This window comes from uncultured Microbacterium sp. (genome assembly GCF_947488465.1).
GTDB lineage: Bacteria > Actinomycetota > Actinomycetes > Actinomycetales > Microbacteriaceae > Microbacterium.
The window spans coordinates 785857-807344 of the sequence record NZ_CANKZA010000001.1 but is presented as its reverse complement, the minus strand read 5'-3'; the positions used below and the strand labels follow the sequence as shown (position 1 = coordinate 807344).

The following is a 21488-nucleotide window of genomic DNA, read 5'->3' as shown; positions in this document are numbered from 1 at the left end:
ACGAAGGAGTACCCCGGTGGTCACAGGTGAACTGCGCCCTCAGGTCGACAAAGTCTGGGATGCGTTCTGGTCGGGCGGCATCGCGAATCCGGTCGAGGTGATCGAGCAGATCACGTATCTGCTGTTCATTCGCCGGCTCGATGAGCTGCACACGCTCGCCGAGAAGAAGGCGGCGCGCACCGGTCAGCCGATCGAGAATCCGGTGTTCCCGGAGGGGCTCGACGACACGGCGCGCACGCCACGGCCGTACACCGATCTGCGCTGGAGCGTGTTCACGAACTTCTCGCCGAGCGAGATGTTCGAGGTCGTCGCCGAGTACGTCTTCCCGTTCCTGCGCCGCCTGGGCGCGGAGGGGTCGAGCTACGCGCGCAACATGAAGGATGCCCGGTTCACGATCCCGACGCCGGCGCTGCTGACGAAGGTCGTCGACCTGCTCGCCGACATTCCGATGGATGATCGCGACACCAAGGGCGACATCTACGAGTACATGCTGAAGAAGCTCGCGACGAGCGGCACGAACGGGCAGTTCCGCACGGCGCGGCACGTGATTCAGCTGATGGTCGACCTCACCGAGCCGCGCATCGACGACACCATCATCGACCCGGCCGTCGGTACCGCTGGCTTCCTCGTCGCCGCGGAAGAGTTTCTGCGCGAGCACCACGCCGACGCGTGGACAGATGCCACCTTCCGCGCGCACTTCAACAACGAGATGTTCACGGGGTTCGACTCGGATGCCGCGATGGCTCGCATCGCGAGCATGAACATGCTGTTGCACGGGGTCGAGAACCCGACGATCGAGCGCGCCGATTCGCTGTCGGAGGGGCACCCGTCGGAGGGTGTGTACTCGCTCGTGCTCGCGAACCCGCCGTTTGCCGGTTCGCTCGACGACGAGACGGTCGCGAAGGATCTGCAGACGGCCGTCAAGACGCGCAAGACCGAGCTGCTCTTCCTCGTGCTCATGATCAAGTTGCTGAAGAACGGCGGCCGCGCCGCGGTGATCGTGCCGGAGGGTGTGCTGTTCGGATCGTCGAATGCGCACAAGGCGGTGCGGAAGATGCTGGTCGAAGATCAGAAGTTGGATGCCGTCATCAAACTGCCGTCCGGCACCTTCAAGCCGTACACCGGGGTGTCGACGGCGATTCTGCTGTTCACGAAGACCAGTTCTGGCGGCACGCACAACGTGTGGTTCTACGACGTGCGCGCCGACGGCTTCACGCTCGACGACAAGCGCACCCCGATCGAGGCGACGGACTACCCCGACATCGTCGCCCGCTGGAAGACGCGGGATGCGGAGGCCGAGCGCCCGCGGACGGCCCAGTCGTTCCTCGTGCCCAAACAGGAGATCGTCGACAACGCGTACGACCTGTCCCTCAACCGCTACAAGGAACTCGAGATCGAGGAGGTCGAGCACCGCTCACCGACCGAAATTCTGAATGAACTCGACGCGTTGGAGGTCGAGATCCAGGCCGGCCTCGCGCGCTTGCGGGAGATGCTCGCGTGACGTGGGAGACGGTCAGGCTGGGGGCGATCGCTCAAGTGGTCGGTGGAGCAACCCCGAAGACGAGCGAGCCGGCCTACTGGGACGGCGACATTCCTTGGGTGACGCCTGCCGAGATCAGTCGTCTGTCCGGTCACTACATCGAGTCAACTGAACGCACGATCAGCAGCGATGGGCTTTCTCGGTCGGGAGTTCAGATCTTGCCCACGGGTTCGGTGCTCCTCAGCTCGCGAGCGCCGATCGGTCTCGTGGCAATCAACCGTATTCCGGTCGGCACCAACCAGGGCTTTAAGAGCCTGATCCCGTCGGACCGGATCGAATCCAACTTTTTGTTCTGGTGGCTCAAGAGTCACACGAAACTCCTGCAGAGCAAGGGCCGAGGCGCAACCTTTCTCGAGCTCTCGAAAGCGGAAGTGGAGCGAATCGAGATCCCGCTCCCACCCCTCCCCGAACAACGCCGCATCGCCGCAATCCTCGACGAGGCCGATGCGCTCCGCGCACAGTTGGAGTCTGCGCGGCAGAGATCCCGGTTGCTAACAGACTCACTCTTCAACCACATCGTGGAAGGCGCTGCAGACTTCGTGCCGCTCGGCCAGGTGGTGACCCTCATCACTGGGCCCTTTGGCTCCAGCGTTCATCGGGAGGATTACGTCGTCGGCGGCGTCCCACTGATTAACCCAAGTCACATTGTCGACGGTTATATTCGGTCGGACGTGTCGGTAACCGTGTCTGGCGCGAAAGCTGAGCAGCTGAGCGCGTTCTCGCTTCAACCCGGCGATGTCGTGCTTGGAAGGCGAGGCGAAATGGGGCGGGCGGCTGTAGTTCGGCCGAACGACGCCCCAGCACTGTGTGGTACCGGGACGATGGTGCTCCGATCGCCATTGACTTCACAGAGCGGCGGTCTCCTGGCCCGACTGCTTCGGACGCCACGATACGTGTCGGAACTCACGGCCGCGGCCTCGGGAGTCACCATGCTGAATCTCAGTCAGTCAGCTGTGGGCGGATTGCTGATCCCGCGCCCTACGGCACAGTTGGAGGCAGAGGTGGGCGTATTGGATGAATCAACTTCGGCGTTCATTCGAGACCTCGATCGAAGGCTCCACGAAGCGAATGCGCTCTTCGATTCCCTCCAGCACCGCGCCTTCCGGGGAGAGCTGTAAGCGGCATCCGTTCACGGCGCTCGGGCCAGCGTGCGCCGCGATGGCGTGTCGGCGACCATCTTTCCTCAGAGGTCTCAACCTGTGAGAATGGCTCTGTTTAGATAAATCGGAGCCGAAATGCCGCGTTCACCCCAACAGCACGTGCCGGAAGTACCGATCAGCACGTTCAAAGCGAATCCGATCGCCTACGCCGACTCCGGCGCGGTGGTCATGGTGCACAACCATGCCCGCATGCGCGTGGTGCCCATCGTCGCGCCCGACGCGCCGAGCTTGATCGAGATCAAGACCAGGCTGCGACTGCTGAATGCGCTGCACGACGTCGATCTCGTCGAGCAGGAGCGGCGCGATCTCGCCGCCGCTCGCGACGCCGATGTTCAGAGTGATCCGCGATGAAAGCCGTACTGGACACGAGTGTGCTCATCGGACCACTTCGCGAGGAAGTCATCGACTCGATCGATGAGTACGCGGCGCCCTACATCGTGCGTGCCGAATTGCTCCGCGGGCGTGAGCGCTTCGCGCGCACGCCGGGTTTGGCGCACGCTGCTCGTGCCCGGACCCAACTCGTCGAGACACTCGATCTGCTCCCGGGGTTCTGGTTGCCGTTCGGCGCCGCCGACTCCGACGCCTATGCAACCCTCGTCGCGACGAGCGAAGGCGCCGTACGCACCAAGGACGCGCTGATCGCCGCGCAGGCTCTCGCGCTCGATGTTCCCCTCGTCACGGCTGATCGCGGGTTCACTCGATTCACCGGTCTCCGAGTCGAATACTCGGAGTAGAAGAACACGATTCCGTGCCGAGTCTGGCGGAGCGCCGAATGACCGCTGCTCCGCCAGACCGAGGGCGCGAGGTCAGTACCCGACGGCCGCGAGCGCGTGGTTGGCCTCATCCGGCGTGAACTGGCCGCCGTACGCGCTCGTCAGCTGGTCGTAGAGACCCTGGCGAGAAAACGACGAGTAGTCGAGGTAATCCTGCGCCGATTCGACGGCTTCCGCGTTCCAGTCGGCGCCGACCGTGTCGACGGCCCACGTGGCGACATCGACGGGGTAGCCCCCGCCGTACTCACTCGACATCTGGTCGATCAGCCCCTGGCGGGAGAAGCCCGAGTAGTCGAGGTAGGACTGTGCTTCCTTCAGCGCGTTCTGCTGCTCCAGCGAGTAGACCGGCTTCGGGGCTTCGGCGGTCACCGACACCGCGGTGCCGGGCTCGGCCTTCAGCCCGCCGGTCGGACTCTGCGACGTGATGATCCAGTCTTCACCCACGCCGGCGTCGACGGTCAGAGTGAATCCGGCACCTTCGATCAGCGCCCGTGCGTCGCCGATCGTCTTGCCGCCGACCTCCGGCACCGCGACAGTCGTGTCGGGTTCCTCTTCGACGGGCTCGGCCGTCGGCGTCGACACGGCAGCGACGGGTGCGTCGGCATCCGCGAGATCGTCGGTGCTTGTCGCGCCGCCGAGCGCCCCACCGATCGCGGCGATCAGCAGCAGTGCACCGAGCGCGATCAACGCCCACTGCCACCATCTGAGCGCGCGGAGACCGGTCTTCGGGGCCACGGCCACGGCGCCGGTCGGCAAGACCGCAGTGCTCGCGAGCGTCGAGGGGTGGGCAGACCCGTGCGGTGCCGTCGAGGCCGGGTGGCCCGAGCCGGCGTTCACCTGCTCGGTCCAGCGGGCGCCATCCCAGTAGCGCTGCGTCGAAGCGTTCTGCGGGTCGGGGTACCAGCCGGCGGGCGGCAGGGGCGAAGCCGGGGTGATGTTGTCAGACATGACAGAGCTTTCTGTTCGTGCGAGGCGCGTCCCCCAGGGATCGCGCCACCGGCCGTTGGCCAGTAGAGCAGTACACAGGAGACCTCCGACATTGCGCCCCGTCAGGTCTGCAGCACGGCGTTCAGGAGGCGGGTGGGGGACGTGGTCGCAGGCCGCCATCGTTGGAGCGGATCGATCCACGCGGGTGCGAGAAGTTCGGGGACACCGCGGTTCATTCGGATGCGCCAACCGCAATGATCGAAGAACCGATGATGAGGCCAACACAAGAGTCCGCCGTTGTCGGTATCGGTCGGCCCGCCTTCGGAATATTCGGTCACGTGGTGGATTTCGCACCATGCCGGCGGTACTCCGCATCCGGGGATGAGGCAGCCGCCGTCGCGAGCCGCGATCGCCCGCCGCTGGTGCCGGTTGAACACGCGATCCTCGGTGCTGATCGACTGGATGCGGCCCGTCTCGCTCAACACCACCCGCTGGATGACCCCCGCGCACCCGGCGTGGGTGGCTGCGTTCAGGGAAACCGGGTAGTCCATGCCGTCGAGATAGGCGCTGCCGCGGCCCGCGAGCAGGTCTTCTTCGCGTGCGGTGATGACAAGGGTGGGGGCCGCGCCGCCGATCGTCGGCAGAGATTCGGATGCCGCCGCCACACCGAGCACCATCGCCAGCACGTCGTGCATCTTCTGCGCGCGGGTGCGAGTGTCGACGACGGTCAGCGACTCGAGATCGCCGTTGTCGGTGCCGGAGGAGGGAGTGGGCGACTCTTCGACGAACCGCACACCGCCGGGGAGCGTCACGGGGTCGACCCGCGGATGCAGCGTCGCATCGGCGATGCGCCGGAACTCCGCGGCGACCTCGGGCATGAGCATGCCGCGGATCGGAACGCCGACATCGGTGGCGACGCCGAACGTGAGGCCACGCTTGCGCATCGACGTCGACTCGCGCGGCTCGCTGCCATCGGGGTCGAGCGCGACCGCCCAGACCTGCGCCTGCAGCCGGAGGAGGTCGGCGCACGCGGGAGGCGCGGCATCCGGACCCTCGCCACGTGCCTCGGCCGCCAGCACCGCATCGGCGACGAGGAGCGCGTCGCGCGAGACGCGGGAGCCCAAGGTGATCAGGGGAGCAGCGACGGCAAGCGCACCGTCGAGGCCGACAGCCCCGTCGCCGAGCGCGTCTCGCATCGCCGGCAGGGTGGGCTCCAACAACTCGCCGGAGACCAGCGAGGTCTGCTGGTGCACGGCCTTCGCCGCGGTGAGGTAGCGCCGAGCCGAGACCGGCGAGAGGAGAGTCACCCGCTGGACGAGCTCGGAGAGGCTGCTGCACCCCAGGCGGTATGTCATCCGCACCTCGCCGACGGGCGTGTCGTTGCGCTCGACGATCTCGCCCACCGTCTCGACCATCACGGCGTCGATGAGTCGTTGCACGCGGCCGACGGCGGAGAGCACCGCGACCAGTTCGTCTTCATCTGCCCGTCGCAAAGCGTGGCCGGAAACGGCGGCAGCCGCGACGGAACCGGCGAGCTCATCGAGCTTCGCGAGTGTCGCAGCTAGTTCGTTCATACGTTCGATTTTACGGGAGGCCTCCGACATTGGGAGGGTGTTATCCCCAGATAGATGCTGAAAAACACCTCCTGCGCAAAATGGGTCGCTAAGTGCCGCTTGATCGGTGAAAACGCCGCATTCCGCCTGCCGTCCGGGCGAGTCGGCAGGGTTCGCTAGCATCGGGAGAACGGGCAGGGGCCGGCCTTGCCACTGGGTGGGAAGACGGCGTCAGGCGTGGGGAACTTCGACTTCGCGAAGGAGCGGTGGCCGCAGCTGTGGGATGCAGCGCGTCGTGCCGAGGAGTACATCAAGGCCGATCCGCGGACCGCTGCCGCACAGACCCGGCGAGCGGCGGAACTCTTCACGCAGTACATCTACGACGTGGAGAGGCTGACCCGCCCCTACGATGCGAACTTCGCCCGACTGATCGAAGACCACGACTTCATCGAGGTCGTGGGCAAGGCACTCAGTGCTCGGCTCGAGGTGATCCGCCGTATCGGCAATCGCGCGGTCCACCGCGACGAGGACGTCTCGCACGCGACCGCACGCACCGCGCTCGAGGGGCTGCACGTCGTCTTTCTGTGGATGGACTTCACCTACGGTGATCCCGGCACCGCCGAGCCACCCGCTTTCGACTGGAACGCCGTCCCTCCCGCTCCTGCGCTCGTGATCACTCGCACGCGCGAGCAACTGGCCAAGGCCCAGGAGAAACTTGAGCGGCGCGACGCGGAGCTCATCCAGGCGCGCGAGCAGGATGCCGCCCTTCGCGCCGAGCTGGAGGCGCTCCGCGCCGAACTCGCCAGCAACAAAGCGGCCAACACGATCACCCACGCGGGCACGATCGACCCGGCAACCGCGACCGAAGCCGAGACACGCACCGAACTGATCGACATTCTGCTCGCCGAGGCGGGATGGCCGCTCACCGATGCGCGAGACCGGGAGTGGCCGGTCTCCGGCATCCCCAGCGCATCGGGAACGGGACGAGTCGACTACGTCCTCTGGGGTGATGACGGTAAGCCGCTCGCGGTCGTCGAAGCCAAGCGCACCCGCGCGAGCGCGAAGGAAGGACGCACGCAGGCGAGCCTCTACGCCGATGCGCTCGAGGCCGCAACCGGGCAGCGCCCGATCATCTTCTACACCAACGGGTACGAGCACTGGATCTGGGATGACCGGCGCTCTGCCCCGCGCCGCATCTCCGGGTTCCCCACAAAGGACCAGCTCGTTCTCGCGATTCAACGGCGGACGTCGCTCAAGCCGTTTTCCACCGTGGCGATCGACCGCAGCATCGCCGCGCGCCCCTACCAGCTTGCGGCGATCCGCGCGGTGACCGACGCCTTCGCGGACGGGCGTCGTCGTGCGTTGCTCGTGATGGCCACCGGCACCGGCAAGACCCGCACGGTCATCTCGCTCGTCGATGTGCTGCAGCGGGCCAACTGGATCAAGCGGGTACTGTTCCTCGCCGATCGTACGGCCCTCGTCACGCAAGCGGTCGGCGCCTTCAAGACGCACCTGCCCGATAGCGCGCCGGTCAACCTCGTCGAGGACAAGACCACCGACGGCCGCGTCTACGTCTCGACGTACCAGACCATCATGGGCCTCATCGATGCGGGCGAAGACGACCGTCGGCGATTCGGCCCTGGCTACTTCGACCTCATCGTGGTCGATGAGGCCCACCGGTCGATCTATCACCGGTATGGCGAGATCTTCGACTACTTCGACGCTCATCTCGTCGGTCTCACCGCGACACCGCGCGCCGAGGTCGATCACAACACCTATCGCCTCTTCGAGCTGGAGGACGGAGTCCCCACAGAGGCGTTCGAGCTCGATGACGCGATTGCGGGCGGCTACCTCGTCCCTCCGGTCGCGTGGCCGATTGATCTCGGGTTCATTCGACGCGGCATCCGTTACGACCAGCTCAGCCCCGCCGAGCAAGAAGAATGGGACGCCCTCGAGTGGGAGGGTGGCGAGATCCCCGACGAAGTGGATGCCGCGGCCATGAACCGCTGGCTCTTCAACGCCGACACGGTTGACAAGGTGCTCGAGGTGCTGATGGAGCACGGCATCCGCGTCGCTGGGGGAGACCGCCTCGGCAAGACGATCCTCTTCGCGAAGAGTCAGGCCCACGCCGAGTTCATCGAGAAACGGTTCAACGACAACTATCCGCACCTTCGCGGGCACTTCGCGAGGATCATCACGCATCATTCGGGCCCGTACGCCCACCACCTGATCGGCACGTTCTCGACGCCCGAAGCCGACCCGCACCTCGCGATCTCGGTCGACATGCTCGACACCGGCATCGACGTCCCCGACGTCGTGAACCTCGTCTTCTTCAAGCCCGTGCACTCGCAGACGAAGTACTGGCAGATGATCGGCCGCGGCACCCGCCTGCGCCCCGACCTGTTCGGCCCCGGGCGCGACAAGTCCGAGTTCATGGTCTTCGACGTGTGCGGCAACATCGAATACTTCAACCAAGAGGTGCCCGAGGTATCTACCACCCGCCCGCGCGGCGTGAGCGAGCGGCTCGTATCGGAGCGATTCGCGTTGCTGGGCCTGCTCGGCGAGTCGGATGTGGAGCTCCGCGAATCGCTCATCACGTGGCTCCACGCGCGGGTCGCCGGGATGAACCGCGACAATTTCCTCGTGCGCCGTCACCTGCGGGCGGTCGATCGGTTCGCCGATGCGGAAGCCTGGCGTCGCGCATTCACGCCCGAAGACCACGCCGCCGTCGACGAGCTCGCGGCCCTGCCCTCGGCAGCCGATATCGACACCGATGAGGCGGCGAAGCGCTTCGACCTGCTGATCATCGCGGCGCAGCAATCACGCGCCGCGGGAGAAGCCGTGCCGCCCGCGCTCGTTGCGCGCCTTCGTCAGTTGGCGGGCCTCGTCGCCGAGCAGCGCGGCGTGCCTGTCGTCGAAGCGCAGCGGTGGCTGCTCGACGCCCTCGCCGACCCGGAGTGGTGGGCGTCGGCATCCGTTACGCAACTCGAAGACGTGCGCGTTCGCCTGCGGAGCCTGCTGGCGCTCATCGATGTGCGACACCAGGCGCCGGTGTACACCGACTTTGAAGACACGCTGGAGGAGCGGCGCGAACTCGAGTTCGCGCGCGTCTCGGTCGGCCTCGACCGGCGCGCGATCCGGGCGCAATTGCTCGCGTTCCTCCGCGAGCACGACCACGTCGTGGCGCTCCACAAGCTCCGCACCGGCCGGCCGCTGACCGAGGCCGACCTCGCCGAGCTCCACCGCATCCTCGTCGAAACGGGTGGGGTGGATGCCGCTGCGCTCTCGGCGGGCGCCGAAGAAGCACACGGCCTCGGCCGCTTCATCCGCTCGATCGTCGGCCTCGAACGCTCGGCCGCCGAAGAGCTCGTCGGCGACTTCATCGCAGCGCCCGGATTCACGCGCAATCAGCAGGCGTTCGTCGACCTGGTGGTCACCGAGCTCACCGTCGAAGGGCGCCTCGACACGCGGCGGCTCTACGAAGACCCGTTCAGTGGGATCGCCCCGGAGGGGCCGGAGGCTCTCTTCACCGAGGTGCAGATCACCGACCTCCTCGACCGGCTCACGTTGCTCGACCGGTCTGCCGACCCGATTTCCTCGACGGCGTGAAACCTCACCCGACCGGTCGCAACGCCGAACGGACGATGACCATGTCCGCGCCGAACTCCGCGTCGGCGGCTGTCTGATACGTGCCGTCGTCCCAGACGACGTCGATCCACAGCCGCCCGTCCATCGGCCCCGAGGAGAGGTAGTCCGCGCCGAGGCGGTCGACCAGACTGTCCTGGATGGCGACGAGTTCGGCCTCGGTTCCGACGCCCGCGGTGCCCCCGGTGGGATCCTCCACAGCCATCGGGTCGTACAGCGCGAGAAGAATCGGCGGCTGAGTCACCGTGATCCCCGACCCGTCGAAGGTTCCCTGCACGGCGTACGCACCCCAGGTCACGTCGCCCGAGCTCTCCGTGCCCTGCAGTCCATCCCACGTCCAGCCCGACAGCGGCACACCGGCACACTGCGGGGGATAGGACTCCTGGACCCCGCCGAGGCAGAGCTCGGCGCTCCCCGCCTGATCGATCACGGTGCCTTGACCGATGACTTCGCCTTCGGGCAGAGCCGGAGCGATCGCCCCGAGTGCGGCGGTGCGGCCTTGGCCGGCAGGGGCGGCATCCGAAACGCTCGCGCACGCGCTCAACGCTCCGGAGAGGACGAGTCCGACGGAAATCGAAAACACGAGGCGAGGGGTCATACCTTCACAGTGTCGATACCCCGGCTTTCGTCTCACCGGACACGCGGGGTGTACCCTGTCTGCATGCGCTTCAGCGGCACCCTCCTTCTTAGCCGCCGCGACGAGACCTCGGTTTAGGGCCTCCCTCGTCGCGGAGCTTCGTCGTTGGCCCCTACGACCAGACGAAAGATAGAAGCGACACATCATGGACAATCACCAGAAGCCGTCGGCCATGCCGATCCACAAGTACCGTCCGTTCCACGAGCAGATCACGGTCGACCTGCCGGATCGCACCTGGCCGGGCAACCGCATCACGCAGGCACCCCGCTGGTGTGCCGTGGACCTCCGCGATGGCAACCAGGCACTCATCGACCCGATGAGCCCCGAACGCAAGCGCATCATGTTCGACCTGCTCGTCGGCATGGGCTACAAGGAGATCGAGGTCGGGTTCCCGAGCGCGAGCCAGACCGACTTCGATTTCGTCCGCCACCTGATCGAAGACGGCGCGATCCCCGACGACGTGACGATTCAGGTGCTCACTCAGGCGCGCGAGCACTTGATCGAGCGGACATACGAGTCGATCGCCGGGGCGAAGCAGGCGATCGTGCACCTGTACAACTCGACGAGCGTGCTGCAGCGTGAGGTCGTCTTCCGCACCGACCGTCAGGGCATCATCGACATCGCGCTCGAGGGAGCGCGCCTGTGCCGTGAGTTCGAGAAGCGCATCCCCGAGACGAAGGTCTTCTACGAGTACTCGCCCGAGTCGTATACCGGCACCGAACTCGAGTTCGCGCTCGACGTCTGCAACCAGGTGATCGAGGTCTTCGAGCCGACCCCCGAGCGCAAGGTGATCATCAACCTGCCCGCGACGGTCGAGATGGCGACGCCGAACGTCTACGCCGACTCGATCGAGTGGATGAGTCGCCGCCTCGCGCACCGCGAGAACGTCATCTTGTCGCTGCACCCGCACAATGACCGCGGCACCGCGATCGCTGCGGCGGAGCTCGGGTACATGGCCGGCGCCGACCGCATCGAGGGATGTCTGTTCGGCAACGGCGAGCGCACGGGCAACGTCGACCTCGTCGCCCTGGGAATCAACCTGCTGACGCAGGGCGTCGACCCGCAGATCGATTTCGGCGACATCGACCACGTCAAGCGCACCGCCGAGTACTGCAACCAGTTGCCGGTGCCGGAGCGCAGCCCGTGGGCGGGTGACCTGGTCTTCACCGCGTTCAGTGGCTCGCACCAGGACGCGATCAAGAAGGGTTTCGAGGCGATGGCCGCCACCGCCGACGAGCGCGGTGTGTCGGTCGACGACATCCCGTGGGCGGTGCCGTACCTGCCGATCGACCCGAAGGACCTCGGCCGGTCGTATGAAGCGGTCATCCGGGTGAATTCCCAGTCCGGCAAGGGCGGTGTCGCGTATCTGTTGAAGAGCGATCACGCGCTCGACCTGCCGCGAAAGCTGCAGATCGAGTTCTCCGGCGTCGTGCAGGCCAAGACCGACGCCGAGGGCGGCGAGGTTTCGAGCGATCAGATCTGGGCGATCTTCACCGACGAGTACCTGCCGGCATCCACCGCGGATGAGAAGTGGGGGCGCTTCGAGCTGCTCTCCACGCGCACGCAGAGCGACATGTCCGGTGACGTCTCGCTCGAGGTGACGCTGCGCGACGGCGACGATCAGGTTCCCGCATCCGGACACGGCAACGGCCCGGTTGCGGCATTCCTGAGCGTGTTGCAGGAGCGCGGGTTCGACATCTCGCTCTATGACTACGTCGAGCACACGCTCAGCGCCGGCGGTGATGCGCAGGCAGCGGCCTACGTCGAGTTGCAGGTCGACGGCGAGCGCCTCTGGGGCGTCGGGATCGACGGCGACATCTCGACGGCATCCCTCAAGGCGATCGTGTCGTGCGTCAACCGCGCGATCCGCACGCGCGAGCACTCCGCCCTCGCTACGGTCTGACCCGGCCTCGCGGCCCCCGCTCCGGCGCCGAAACACCGGCTGTGCACCGAGACCCCTGATTTCAGCGGGTGTCTCGGTGCACAGTCGGTGTCTCGCGGATGGTCGGCGCGCCGGGGCGGGGCGCGGTCAGGGGCGGATGATCGGGATCGCGGACGTCTCCACCGCGACCTTGCGGCGGTAGAGGGCGCGCTGCTCGGGCAGGGAGATGTCGAACATCACGGCCAGCAGCCGGATGACCGTGGTCACCACGATGCAGGCGATCGCGGCGGCGACCAGCGGCGCACCGAGGGCGTGGGCGCCGGCGAGCACGACGCAACCGGCAGCGGCGGCGACCGCATAGAGCGAACCGACGTGCATGATCGCGACGGGCAGCCCCATGAAGACGTCACGCAGGATGCCGCCACCCACCGCCGCGCACACCCCGACGAACACGGCGGGCACCTCCGGCAGCCCGATGGCGAGCGCCTTCGCCGTGCCGAACGCACCGAAGAGGCCGATCACGAGAGCATCGAGCGCGACGATCACCTGGTTGAGTTTCTGGAACACGTTCGCCAGCAGCATGCCGGTGAGCGCAGCCCCCACCGCCGTCAGGAGATACCAGTTGCTCTGGAGCGTCACGGGTGAGACGTTCAACAGCAGATCGCGGATGAGACCACCGCCCATCCCCATCACGATGCCGATGATCGTGACGCCGAGGAGATCGAGGCGGCGTTGGCCGACGAATCCTGAGGCGAACAGGGCGCCCTGCACGCCGCCGAGACCGACGGCGATGAGGTCGGCCCACAGGGGGATCACGAAGAGCGGCTCTGTCACGCATCCATTGTCCCCGGTGGCGGCGATAATCGTTACGTGCCCACTTACCGCGACGAAGTCGTGGTCCTGCGTACCCACAAACTCGGGGAAGCGGATCGGATCGTGACGATGCTCAGTCGTCGTCACGGCAAGATCCGCGCCGTTGCCAAGGGCGTCCGCCGGACCTCATCGCGGTTCGGTGCGCGCCTGGAGCCGTTCATGGTCGCCGACGTGCAGCTCTACGAAGGGCGCTCGCTCGATGTCATCCAGCAGGCCGAATCGCTCGGGTCGTACGGCGCCGAGATCGCCGTGCACTACGACCGGTACACCGCGGCACACGCGATGGTCGAAACGGCCGACCGGCTCAACGAGGCGGAGTCGACGCCGCAGCAGTACCTGCTGCTCGTCGGAGGGCTCCGCGCCCTCGCGCAGGGCGCCCACGCATCCCGTTCCGTCCTCGACTCCTACCTGCTCCGCGCGATGGCGCTCTCCGGCTGGGCTCCGGGGCTCGGGAACTGCGCGCGCTGCGGCCAGGTCGGCCCGCACGACTTCTTCGTCGCCCAGCTCGGCGGCACGGTGTGCCGAGACTGCGCTCCGGCGGGTTCCGCGCGCCTGCGCCCCGAGACGGGAGACCTGCTGCGCTCGCTCATCGCAGGGGAATGGGATGCCGTGGATTCCGCGTCGGACCCCACCGCCGCGTCGGCGTCGGGGCTCATCGCCGCCTACGCGCAGTTCCACCTCGAACGCGGCATCCGCTCGTTGTCGCACCTGGAGGGTGCCCGATGATCTTCCCCGGCCGCACGCCGAAGCCGTACACGCACCGCGACGCCGTGCCGTATCGCGCGCTCGATTGGACCGGCATCCATCCGCCGGACTTCCCGAAGGGCGGGGTGCCCGAGCACGTCGCGATCGTCATGGACGGCAACGGTCGCTGGGCCAACCGGCGCGGTCTCACCCGCATCGAAGGGCACCGGGCGGGCGAGGAAGTGCTGCTGGATGTCGTGGCTGGTGCGATCCAAGCGGGCGTGAAGCACCTCAGCGTCTACGCGTTCTCGACCGAGAACTGGAGCCGGTCGCCGGAAGAAGTCCGCTTTCTGATGGGCTACAACCGCGATGTGCTGCACCGGCGACGTGACCAGCTCAATGAGTGGGGCGTGCGGATCCGCTGGGCGGGGCGCAAGCCCAGGCTCTGGGGCTCCGTCATCAAGGAACTGCAGTTCGCCGAGCAGCTGACGGCGGACAACGACACGCTGACGCTGACGATGTGCATCAACTACGGCGGCCGAATCGAGCTCGTCGACGCGATGCGGCGGATCGGCGAAGACATCGCCGCCGGGCGCCTGAAGCCCTCGGCGATCACCGAGAAGACGATCCGACGCCATCTCTACATCCCGGACATGCCCGACGTCGACCTGTTCCTCAGGTCCTCCGGAGAACAGCGCACCTCGAACTTCCTGCTGTGGGAGTCGGCCTACGCCGAGATGGTCTTCCTCGATACGCTCTGGCCCGACTTCTCGCGCACCGACCTGTGGGGCGCGATCGAGACGTACCTTCGGCGCGACCGGCGGTTCGGCGGTGCGGTCGACACCCCCACCGGGGAATAGATCCGCCACCTGCGCTCGTTACCCCTGTCGTGACGGATGCCATCAAGATCGACGTGTGGATTAGTCAATTCTGACTTGTCCAAGCCCTGCGCCGACGTGGAAAAAAAAGGTAGAGACAGAGACGGCCTGACCCCGGAGGGGTTTCCTGCGTGGGGGTGGGGGGTCCCTGCCCTGGGTGTCACCAGACGCTATCGGTGGCGGTGAGGAAGGCTTTCACGGGGTCGTGGTGGGTTGCAGTGGTGGTGTCGATTGTGAATGCTCCACTGTCGTCTTGGAGTCCGAGGAGTGCCCAGTGTTCGGGGGCGATGGTGACGCGGCCTTGTGAGGTGCTGTAGCTGCGTGAGGTGGTGGCGTCGTCGACTGACACGGTTACTTGTGTGCTGTCGTCGGGGTGTTTGATGTGTGCTGTTACGGCTTCGCGTACTGCGTAGTCGAATGGTGCTTCGCTGATCTGGTGAATGGGGCGGTGGAGTAGTTCGGCGCGCGCTTCGATGAGCAAGATCGCGTCGTTGATCCACATCTGCCATTGCTCGGCGGTGGTCGCGTCGGGTTCGGGTTGTCCGAGCGCGAGGGCGATGCTGTCGGGGGTGACGGTCATGGTGGCCTTCCGGGTTGGGTGCGGGCGCGGCAGGGGTTAGCTACCGCGCCCGCGGTGTGTCACGCGGGGGCGGTGACTGTGAACTTGGCGAGCCGGTTGGGGCGGACCAGGTTCCAGCCGATGCGCCAGGTGGCGCGGAGGGCGATGCTGTCGCTGGAGAAGTAGGCGTCGGTGGACTGTGCCACCTGGACCTGTCCGGCTGCGGCGACGGTTGCGGCGCTGTCCACGATGAGCCCGGTTCCGGCTGCGAGGGCCGGAGTGACGGTGACGGGCAGGTCGAGCAGCATGCGGGTGCTGTCCATGGTGCCCGCGCCGAGCAGGGATGCTGCGGAGCCGGTGCCGGTCTTGAACTTGCGGAGTCGTGCCCATGCCACCGGGTCGAGGATGATTCCGGTGGGTGCGCCGCCGTTGCTTTCCAGGGTCGCGATGACGTCGATCAGCGCGTCGAGGTGCGTGGCGACTGCGCCGCCGTTGACGATCCCGGCGACGTTGAGCAGACCTGCGGGCGGAGTCACTGCAGGGCTGGTCGGGGCCGGCTGGGTGAGGAAAGCGATGTTCGCCTTCTTCACGATCGCACGGCGCACACTGTCGCCGAGCTCCTGCGCGGTCCCTTCCTGCTCGAACTGTTCACGCGAGAGGCGGAGCAGCTGGCTGATCTTCGCGGTTGCCACGAGCACTTCGGACAGGTCGGGGTCACCTTCGGGGATCTCGTCGCCTTCCGCGATGAACGCGGCGGTGTCGTCGTCGACGTAGGGGACGCGGAGCATGGGCGCGTCACCTTCGATCGATCCGGCGACGGTCGCCGCGCTGAGGATGATCGCGTCGGGGATGACGTCGCTGGGTGCGAAAGCGGCGATGTCGGGGCGCCAGGATGCGGCGCTGTCGGTGGTGGTAATGGAGGCCATGGCGGCTCTCCTTTCTGGCGGCAAACGAAAAGCCGCCTACGAAGGAATATGAATGTTCCTGCGCGGCGGCTCCTGGCCTACCGTGCGCCCCTCCTGGGGTTGCGTGAGCCGGTGCTTTCACCTCGGGTGTCCACCCGGCTCACGCACCATTCTACGCGCCGTCAGGGGCGAATGCTTCGGCCCATCCGTCGCGTCTGGGTGAGGGTGTCGCGGTGTTCCCTTCTCGGCGTGCGATTCCTGCGCGGGGGCCGTGGCCGAAAAGGTGCGGGCGGGTGGTGCCGAGCTCGGTGATGATCTCGGCGAGCCGGGTGGTGTTGATCGTGGCGCCTTCGAACAGTTCCGCATGGTCGAGAGCGAGGTCATCGATCGCGGTGGGTGCGAGGGTCACGGTGCTCTGGTATCCCTTGCCGGTGTCTACCTGGACGCTGTACCCGGTGAGGGTGGCTTTGAGGATCGCGTTTCTCGCGTCGGTGAGCGTGGCGCCGAGGGTGTCACGTTCCGCTTCGACGTCCCGCAACTGGCGCCGATACTTTGCGGCCTCCCTGCCGGGGTTGTCACCGGGTGTCTCGATGTTGGTCTGGTCTTCGGTGTTGATCTCTGTGGTGGTGGTGTCGCTCATGGCTTGTCCTTTCGTTCGGTGATGTGGAGGTTGGGGAGATCGTCGGAGGTGAGGCCCGCGGCGGTGACTTGAGCTTCGGTGACGACGGACGCGCCGACGATGACCGTTTCGTAGCGGCCCTCGGTGATCCCGATGGGGGCGCCGTCGACGTCCTCCATCACGGTGCCGGGGATGAACACGGTGCGGGTGGTCCCTGCAGCAGCGTTCTGCTCGAGAAGCGCATCGCGGGTGAGTCCTTCACCGGGCACGATGTCGCGCGGTGGGTGAGGTCCGCCGAACAGGTGCCGGACGAAAGCGCGCATGTCTTCCATGTCGTCACTCATCGGGCTGCGCCTCATCGCTGAGAACGTCGTCGAGCTTGTCGATGAATCGGGCGATGGTGTCCTCGTGCGCGCGGATCACGGCAAGGTTCTGTTTCGCGCGTACCTCCCATTTCCGGGACTCTCGCCGCCAGGTGTCGGCATCCGTCTGGTGCTCGGTTGCGCGTGTCTCCCAGGTGCGTGCCCGAGCCTCAGCGTCGGGGCTGTTGCGGGCTTGCTGCGCGAGTCGCTTACGTACGATCTCATCCACTTCGGTCTGGGTGAATGTGCGCTCTGTGGTGGTCATGATGTGCTCTCTGTCGTGTTGGGTCGGTTGATCCTGATGCGCAGTCCGCGCGTTGATTGCGCGATCTTGACGTCCCAGTTCTCCGTGAGGAGGAAGGCGAGATCGCGGATCGTGGCCGAGTTGACCCATGAGACGTGCAGATCCCAGACGGGGCGACCGTCGCGGATCGTGCAGGTGCCGGGTTGGGTGGCCCATGAACCGGGCTGGAGGCCGAGCCGTTGCAGGGTTGCCATGGGTGTGTCGTCAGTCATGTTCGTTTTCCTTTCGTGCGGCCTACGGTGTGCCGGTGGTGTTTGCTGGGTCGGTCGCTGGGTCTAATGCGCGCTCAGACGTTGAGGGGGAGTGCGTGGAGCTTCCCGTCGGGGCCGAGGTAGACGGTGTATCCGCCGTTGAGGGCGAGCCATGCCCAGGCGCTGGCTTTCTCCGCGGGCGTGTGAATGACGATCTCGGTAGGTGTGTCAGTCATGGGTGTTTCCTTTCGTGCGGTGTGTGGTGGGTCGGTAGTGCTTGCCTGCCCAGACGCCGATCTTGGGTCGTGCTGCGCGTGCGTATGCGGCGCAGAGTGTGCGGATGTGGCAGAGGTCGCATCCGGCTTGCAGCTCGGCGAGGGTGGACGGGGTGAGGTCGTCGGCGGTGTAACGGTCGTCTGCGTGGCAGGGTGGCCGGTACGTTTCGAGCGCATCGCTGAGCGCGGCGAACTCGGTAGTGCCTTTGGGCTCTGAGGTCTTAGGCATGGTCGGTTCCTCTGCGGGGCTCGGTGATGTCTACGACGGCAGACAGATCGGTGTGCGGCCAGCGGTCTGTGAGGCGTCCGATACGGCGCCCATCGGCTCGGGTCTTACCGCACCGCCAGCACCAACCGGAAACGGCGTCGAATGCGTGTTCGTAGTCGCGAATGCAGCGGTTCACGTTCACCGGTTACCTCCCGATTTCCGCGTGATTCCGCGGGAGGTGAAGGGTGGTGAAGGGTTGTAGACAACTTTCCTTATGCGTGCGTACGCGTAGAGTTTGCATAAACCCTTCACCACCCTTCACCCGGCTCGGTTTCGGGGGCTTCGATGAGCAGTCCGATGCCGTCCCGGAGCATCCCGAACTTGGTCTTTCGTGCGGGGTAGCGGAGTCGGTCAAGCTCAGCGCCGAAAGCCTTCTCGGTGAGGCGTTCGGTGCCGTTGGCGATCTGCCACCCTTGCCATGCGGCGAACAGTTGGCGGCTGGTCGCGGATGATCCGCGCTCGGTCGTGCAACGCTCATCGATGAACCGGGCCACGGCGTCGGAGTCGGCCTGATATTCGCCGGTCGCGTGGACGACGGAATCGGGTTCACGCATCCCGCCGTTGTCCTCGTAGTCGAAATGGCCGGCGACAACCCACGACAGGACCGCATCGGCGTGCAGTTGCAGACGTTCCACGAGCTCGGGGTCACGTTCGGCGGGCGGAATGACGACATCGAACGGAACGACACGAATGCGACGCCACACGGCGGGATCGTTGCCCTTGACCATGGGTAGCGCGTTCGTGACGTACACGAGTTGATGCGACGGCCACCACGTCACCGGGGGCTGATAAAGGTTCCGCGCGGTGAGCTTGTCGCCACCGGTGAGGCGTTTCATCGTCGCCTCATCGAGCTTGCGGCCCTCTTCGGTTTCCGATCCGACGACAAGCCTGGCGCCGAGCAGCTGCATCATCTCGGGGCCGCCGATGCCGCCGCGCTCACGTTGCATGAGCATGTTGGGGTCGATGACGGTGGCGTAGTCGCCGAGCGCGTGGACGATGGCGCCGTACGCGGTGCCTTTGCCGTTGGCGCCGGTTCCGATGAGGACGGGGAACAGGTGTTCCCGTACCCGCCCGTAGACGGCTTGACCCATCACCCGCTGCAGGTAGGCGCGTTCGGCGTCGTCGGGGAGCACCTGACTCAAAAACGCCTCCCAGACGCCCGTATCGGCAGTTTCTGTGTACGCGCCCGTTGCCATGCGTGTGAGGCGGTCAGCGGGCAGGTGAGGCCGTAGAGCACGTGTTCGGAGGTCGAGGGTGCCGTTAGCGCAGTTGAGTAGGTACGGGTCCGCGTCCAGCATCTCCACCGTCGCCGCGAACTCGAGAAGCGATGACGCAATCCCGAGGACACCCTCGATGCCCGCCGCTGATTCGCACTTGGAAACGTCCATCCGCAATTGCTTGTCACCTACGCTTTCGGCGAGCGCATCCGCGAGGACTTCCAGCACGGCGCGACGGGCGCGGCCCGCGTGATCTTCGGCCCATCGCTTCCCGTCCCAGTAGTGCCAGCCCAGACCGTGCACGTACAGCAGCCGGTGATTGTGGGACTGAGCGAGCCGGTAGGCCATGCGGACCTGGCCGGAGTGTTGTTCACCCGACCTCGTGGCCGGAGTGCTGGTGCCGAAGGTGTCGGGGTCCGTGACGCCGAATGGCACGTCGTCGTAGAGGTTTTCAGGCACGCGCGGCCTCCGCTCGCTCGGCGGCGATCCGGTCAAGCTCGGCCCACTTCTGGCCCATTTGCTTGCGTGCGAGAACGATGTCGAACGCTTTGAGATTGGCCTCTCGTGCGGCTTGTGCTTCGGCGGGATTGTTGGCGACGAAATGCCAGTGATCGGCGGCGCGCTCAGCACGGTCAAGCATCGGGGCGAGGTAGTCCCATGCCGCATTGAATCCGCGGGACCATTCACGCAAGCGTTCTTCGCGCATCCCGGTCGCGACGGTGGCAGAATTGGGAGCGATCAGCCCGTCAGCCAGATCATCGATCGCCCCGTTCCCGCGGGGCGTTTCGTTTTGGGTCACTGGTCGTCACCGCCCGGAGTAGACACGAGCGCGACGTGATCCGGCGCATCGGCCAGAGCCTCATCGACCGTCACCGGACGGCGGACGGTTCGCGGGGGAGCGGGTGACGCGGCAGTGAGCAGCGCGGCAAGCCGAGAGCGCTGCGTGTCGGTCAGCGGGGGAGCCTCAGCGACAACACGCGCGATGTACGCGGCGATCTTCTCAGCGGCGAGATCGCGGCGAGCGTCGATCAGTTCAGGGTCATCGGCGCGACGATCGCGAACAAGCCCGCCGATCCGCCCGCGTGCACTAGCGATTGATGGGGAAGGTGTACGGGTAGACAAGGAATGCCTCCATGGGTGGAGAAATCTCCCGCCCATGAAGGCGCTTGCTGCCGGAGTTAGCCCTGCTGCGGCTCGGGGTTCTCGGAGCGCTTAGCGCTCTGATTGCTTACGTACGATACTAGCAAGTGTCACTAGCGAAAGTTCCGACACGCCGCTTTCATTCACGACGTCGAGTGCCGAATATAGCTTCGCCTGGGTCAGTGTCCACGGTCGACGGCACTTCCTACACACAAGGTCAAAGTTGACTCGCATAGGTGCAGCCGGTAAATCCTCTTCCAGCGCCCAGCCGTCAGCGTCCACCGTGTCGCCGTGCAAGGTGTAGCCCGCGCTCGGCTTCAACTGTGCTCTGCTCGATACCCGCTCATCCCAGCCCATCGGCGTCAATCGGAAGTTCGTGACTGCCACGCGGCGAGCGTGCGACTTGTCATCGCAATAGATGAAAACGTTCTGCATGGGGTTCTCCATTCGTTGCGTCCCTCTGGCTGGATTCAGTCGTCAAGTACTTGCAGGTGTTCGTCTACGGCCCGTGGACGGCGCAGACGGACGGTGCGCTTCTCGGCATCCGTAGCGGCGTCGAGGAGGGCTTGGGCGAGCTCACGCGCCTCGTGGGGGAACAACCCGGTCCCGAAGCCGGGAGCGTCGAACGTGACGAGTCGACGGGTCGAGTCGAGCCAGTCGACAGCGTGGTCGATGATGATTGGTCCGCCCGAGAAGCGGGAGTCGACGACGGTCATCGGGTGACCTCCGCGCTGAGGTCGATCATCATCTCGAGTTCCAGCTGCATGAACGGGTCGTCGAGGTTATCGCCGCCGATCAGTTTCCAGTACCAGTAGCCCTCTTGCGCGCGGTGTTTGAACCAGCTGTTGGGGTCGAACTTCGCCCAGGCGCCGGATGGCATCTGCGCGAGGACCTTCTCGGCGTGAGTTCGCTCCCGAGTGTTGGCGTCCGCGGCCATGCGGAGGACGAACTCCTTGCGTGAGGGGACGCGGTAGATGCGGTAGTAGAACTTTGCCCAGCCTTCGGGGTACTCCTCGACGAAGCTCGTGAATGTGCCGTCAGCGCCGATCCGGGTCGTGTAGTCGGCGTACTTGCGGGTGGGCGTAGTCTTCATGTT

At 66.0% G+C, this 21488-nt stretch carries 25 protein-coding genes; 8 read left to right on the top strand and 17 right to left on the bottom strand.

The window, feature by feature from the left end; all coding sequences use genetic code 11:
- The first annotated feature begins 16 nt into the window (after positions 1-16).
- From Q0653_RS03900 to Q0653_RS03885, 4 genes are all read left to right on the top strand, one after another.
- On the top strand, positions 17-1501 hold the full coding sequence (locus tag Q0653_RS03900; RefSeq protein WP_298942726.1) for a class I SAM-dependent DNA methyltransferase: 1485 nt from the start codon (positions 17-19) through the stop codon (positions 1499-1501).
- Entirely contained in the window at positions 1498-2658 is a 1161-nt protein-coding gene (locus Q0653_RS03895) for a restriction endonuclease subunit S (protein ID WP_298942724.1), read from the top strand. Before Q0653_RS03900 ends, Q0653_RS03895 begins: the two co-directional genes overlap by 4 nt.
- Before the next feature lie 117 nt (positions 2659-2775).
- Positions 2776-3051: a hypothetical protein gene (locus tag Q0653_RS03890; protein WP_298942722.1), complete on the top strand. Its 276-nt coding sequence runs from the start codon at positions 2776-2778 to the stop codon at positions 3049-3051.
- Positions 3048-3434, top strand: coding sequence for a PIN domain-containing protein (locus Q0653_RS03885; RefSeq protein ID WP_298942719.1), 387 nt, complete (start codon positions 3048-3050; stop codon positions 3432-3434). Before Q0653_RS03890 ends, Q0653_RS03885 begins: the two co-directional genes overlap by 4 nt.
- A 72-nt stretch (positions 3435-3506) precedes the next feature.
- On the opposite strand, the gene Q0653_RS03880 is transcribed toward Q0653_RS03885, so the two are convergent.
- Both Q0653_RS03880 and Q0653_RS03875 read right to left on the bottom strand, forming a co-directional pair.
- On the bottom strand, positions 3507-4421 hold the full coding sequence (locus Q0653_RS03880) for an Ltp family lipoprotein (RefSeq protein WP_298942717.1): 915 nt from the start codon (positions 4419-4421) through the stop codon (positions 3507-3509).
- A gap of 101 nt (positions 4422-4522) precedes the next feature.
- On the bottom strand, positions 4523-5974 hold the full coding sequence (locus Q0653_RS03875) for an HNH endonuclease signature motif containing protein (protein WP_298942715.1): 1452 nt from the start codon (positions 5972-5974) through the stop codon (positions 4523-4525).
- Positions 5975-6190: 216 nt separating this feature from the next.
- Here Q0653_RS03875 and Q0653_RS03870 point away from each other — a divergent pair, with 216 nt between their 5' ends.
- Positions 6191-9562 (top strand): DEAD/DEAH box helicase family protein, encoded by a 3372-nt coding sequence (locus tag Q0653_RS03870; protein ID WP_298942713.1) that lies wholly within the window; start codon positions 6191-6193, stop codon positions 9560-9562.
- 4 nt (positions 9563-9566) lie between these two features.
- On the opposite strand, the gene Q0653_RS03865 is transcribed toward Q0653_RS03870, so the two are convergent.
- Positions 9567-10196 carry a hypothetical protein gene (locus tag Q0653_RS03865; protein ID WP_298942710.1) on the bottom strand — a complete coding sequence of 210 codons (630 nt, stop codon included), beginning with the start codon at positions 10194-10196 and terminating at the stop codon, positions 9567-9569.
- A 184-nt stretch (positions 10197-10380) separates the two neighbouring features.
- Here Q0653_RS03865 and leuA point away from each other — a divergent pair, with 184 nt between their 5' ends.
- A complete protein-coding gene (gene leuA / locus Q0653_RS03860; RefSeq protein ID WP_298742610.1) occupies positions 10381-12138 on the top strand; it encodes a 2-isopropylmalate synthase in 1758 nt (585 codons plus the stop codon).
- Positions 12139-12264: 126 nt separating this feature from the next.
- On the opposite strand, the gene Q0653_RS03855 is transcribed toward leuA, so the two are convergent.
- Positions 12265-12951: a TRIC cation channel family protein gene (locus tag Q0653_RS03855; protein ID WP_298742611.1), complete on the bottom strand. Its 687-nt coding sequence runs from the start codon at positions 12949-12951 to the stop codon at positions 12265-12267.
- Positions 12952-12987: 36 nt separating this feature from the next.
- Between Q0653_RS03855 and recO the strand changes: the two genes are divergently transcribed.
- Both recO and Q0653_RS03845 read left to right on the top strand, forming a co-directional pair.
- Complete coding sequence (recO, locus tag Q0653_RS03850; protein ID WP_298742612.1) at positions 12988-13716, top strand: DNA repair protein RecO; 729 nt, start codon at positions 12988-12990, stop codon at positions 13714-13716.
- Positions 13713-14534, top strand: coding sequence for an isoprenyl transferase (locus Q0653_RS03845; protein ID WP_298742613.1), 822 nt, complete (start codon positions 13713-13715; stop codon positions 14532-14534). Before recO ends, Q0653_RS03845 begins: the two co-directional genes overlap by 4 nt.
- A 178-nt stretch (positions 14535-14712) precedes the next feature.
- Here Q0653_RS03845 and Q0653_RS03840 read toward each other — a convergent pair whose 3' ends face one another.
- The 13 genes from Q0653_RS03840 to Q0653_RS03780 all read right to left on the bottom strand — a co-directional run bounded on the left by Q0653_RS03840 (position 14713) and on the right by Q0653_RS03780 (position 21485).
- Positions 14713-15132, bottom strand: a complete 420-nt coding sequence (locus Q0653_RS03840; RefSeq protein WP_298942707.1) for a hypothetical protein — start codon at positions 15130-15132, stop codon at positions 14713-14715.
- Positions 15133-15191: 59 nt separating this feature from the next.
- Positions 15192-16037 (bottom strand): phage major capsid protein, encoded by an 846-nt coding sequence (locus Q0653_RS03835; protein WP_298942705.1) that lies wholly within the window; start codon positions 16035-16037, stop codon positions 15192-15194.
- Positions 16038-16188: 151 nt separating this feature from the next.
- Positions 16189-16656 carry a hypothetical protein gene (locus tag Q0653_RS03830; RefSeq protein ID WP_298942703.1) on the bottom strand — a complete coding sequence of 156 codons (468 nt, stop codon included), beginning with the start codon at positions 16654-16656 and terminating at the stop codon, positions 16189-16191.
- Positions 16653-16979 (bottom strand): hypothetical protein, encoded by a 327-nt coding sequence (locus Q0653_RS03825; RefSeq protein WP_298942701.1) that lies wholly within the window; start codon positions 16977-16979, stop codon positions 16653-16655. Before Q0653_RS03825 ends, Q0653_RS03830 begins: the two co-directional genes overlap by 4 nt.
- On the bottom strand, positions 16972-17262 hold the full coding sequence (locus tag Q0653_RS03820) for a hypothetical protein (RefSeq protein ID WP_298942699.1): 291 nt from the start codon (positions 17260-17262) through the stop codon (positions 16972-16974). Before Q0653_RS03820 ends, Q0653_RS03825 begins: the two co-directional genes overlap by 8 nt.
- The gene (locus Q0653_RS03815; protein ID WP_298942697.1) at positions 17259-17513 is read right to left on the bottom strand and encodes a hypothetical protein; all 255 of its coding nucleotides are present in this window, start codon (positions 17511-17513) and stop codon (positions 17259-17261) included. The genes Q0653_RS03820 and Q0653_RS03815 overlap by 4 nt, the downstream gene beginning before the upstream one ends.
- 74 nt (positions 17514-17587) lie before the next feature.
- Complete coding sequence (locus Q0653_RS03810; protein WP_298942695.1) at positions 17588-17728, bottom strand: hypothetical protein; 141 nt, start codon at positions 17726-17728, stop codon at positions 17588-17590.
- Positions 17721-17996: a WhiB family transcriptional regulator gene (locus tag Q0653_RS03805; RefSeq protein ID WP_298942693.1), complete on the bottom strand. Its 276-nt coding sequence runs from the start codon at positions 17994-17996 to the stop codon at positions 17721-17723. Before Q0653_RS03805 ends, Q0653_RS03810 begins: the two co-directional genes overlap by 8 nt.
- A 287-nt stretch (positions 17997-18283) precedes the next feature.
- Positions 18284-19711 carry a phage/plasmid primase, P4 family gene (locus tag Q0653_RS03800; RefSeq protein WP_298942691.1) on the bottom strand — a complete coding sequence of 476 codons (1428 nt, stop codon included), beginning with the start codon at positions 19709-19711 and terminating at the stop codon, positions 18284-18286.
- Positions 19704-20051, bottom strand: a complete 348-nt coding sequence (locus Q0653_RS03795) for a hypothetical protein (RefSeq protein WP_298942689.1) — start codon at positions 20049-20051, stop codon at positions 19704-19706. Before Q0653_RS03795 ends, Q0653_RS03800 begins: the two co-directional genes overlap by 8 nt.
- A complete protein-coding gene (locus Q0653_RS03790; protein WP_298942687.1) occupies positions 20048-20374 on the bottom strand; it encodes a hypothetical protein in 327 nt (108 codons plus the stop codon). The genes Q0653_RS03795 and Q0653_RS03790 overlap by 4 nt, the downstream gene beginning before the upstream one ends.
- A 488-nt stretch (positions 20375-20862) precedes the next feature.
- Positions 20863-21108, bottom strand: a complete 246-nt coding sequence (locus Q0653_RS03785; RefSeq protein ID WP_298942685.1) for a hypothetical protein — start codon at positions 21106-21108, stop codon at positions 20863-20865.
- Complete coding sequence (locus tag Q0653_RS03780) at positions 21105-21485, bottom strand: hypothetical protein (protein WP_298942683.1); 381 nt, start codon at positions 21483-21485, stop codon at positions 21105-21107. The genes Q0653_RS03785 and Q0653_RS03780 overlap by 4 nt, the downstream gene beginning before the upstream one ends.
- Positions 21486-21488 lie beyond the last annotated feature (3 nt).

What these genes read in the sequence shown, in the direction of transcription:
- Q0653_RS03820 (WP_298942699.1), bottom strand. Translation starts at nt 17,262, where the DNA reads ATGACCACCACAGAGCGCACATTCACCCAGACCGAAGTGGATGAGATC.
- Q0653_RS03810 (WP_298942695.1), bottom strand. Translation starts at nt 17,728, where the DNA reads ATGACTGACACACCTACCGAGATCGTCATTCACACGCCCGCGGAGAAA.
- Q0653_RS03825 (WP_298942701.1), bottom strand. Translation starts at nt 16,979, where the DNA reads ATGAGTGACGACATGGAAGACATGCGCGCTTTCGTCCGGCACCTGTTC.
- Q0653_RS03830 (WP_298942703.1), bottom strand. Translation starts at nt 16,656, where the DNA reads ATGAGCGACACCACCACCACAGAGATCAACACCGAAGACCAGACCAAC.
- Q0653_RS03885 (WP_298942719.1), top strand. Translation starts at nt 3,048, where the DNA reads ATGAAAGCCGTACTGGACACGAGTGTGCTCATCGGACCACTTCGCGAG.
- Q0653_RS03845 (WP_298742613.1), top strand. Translation starts at nt 13,713, where the DNA reads ATGATCTTCCCCGGCCGCACGCCGAAGCCGTACACGCACCGCGACGCC.
- Q0653_RS03835 (WP_298942705.1), bottom strand. Translation starts at nt 16,037, where the DNA reads ATGGCCTCCATTACCACCACCGACAGCGCCGCATCCTGGCGCCCCGAC.
- Q0653_RS03840 (WP_298942707.1), bottom strand. Translation starts at nt 15,132, where the DNA reads ATGACCGTCACCCCCGACAGCATCGCCCTCGCGCTCGGACAACCCGAA.
- Q0653_RS03875 (WP_298942715.1), bottom strand. Translation starts at nt 5,974, where the DNA reads ATGAACGAACTAGCTGCGACACTCGCGAAGCTCGATGAGCTCGCCGGT.
- Q0653_RS03780 (WP_298942683.1), bottom strand. Translation starts at nt 21,485, where the DNA reads ATGAAGACTACGCCCACCCGCAAGTACGCCGACTACACGACCCGGATC.
- Q0653_RS03890 (WP_298942722.1), top strand. Translation starts at nt 2,776, where the DNA reads ATGCCGCGTTCACCCCAACAGCACGTGCCGGAAGTACCGATCAGCACG.
- Q0653_RS03815 (WP_298942697.1), bottom strand. Translation starts at nt 17,513, where the DNA reads ATGACTGACGACACACCCATGGCAACCCTGCAACGGCTCGGCCTCCAG.
- Q0653_RS03805 (WP_298942693.1), bottom strand. Translation starts at nt 17,996, where the DNA reads ATGCCTAAGACCTCAGAGCCCAAAGGCACTACCGAGTTCGCCGCGCTC.
- Q0653_RS03785 (WP_298942685.1), bottom strand. Translation starts at nt 21,108, where the DNA reads ATGACCGTCGTCGACTCCCGCTTCTCGGGCGGACCAATCATCATCGAC.
- Q0653_RS03865 (WP_298942710.1), bottom strand. Translation starts at nt 10,196, where the DNA reads ATGACCCCTCGCCTCGTGTTTTCGATTTCCGTCGGACTCGTCCTCTCC.
- Q0653_RS03880 (WP_298942717.1), bottom strand. Translation starts at nt 4,421, where the DNA reads ATGTCTGACAACATCACCCCGGCTTCGCCCCTGCCGCCCGCCGGCTGG.
- leuA (WP_298742610.1), top strand. Translation starts at nt 10,381, where the DNA reads ATGGACAATCACCAGAAGCCGTCGGCCATGCCGATCCACAAGTACCGT.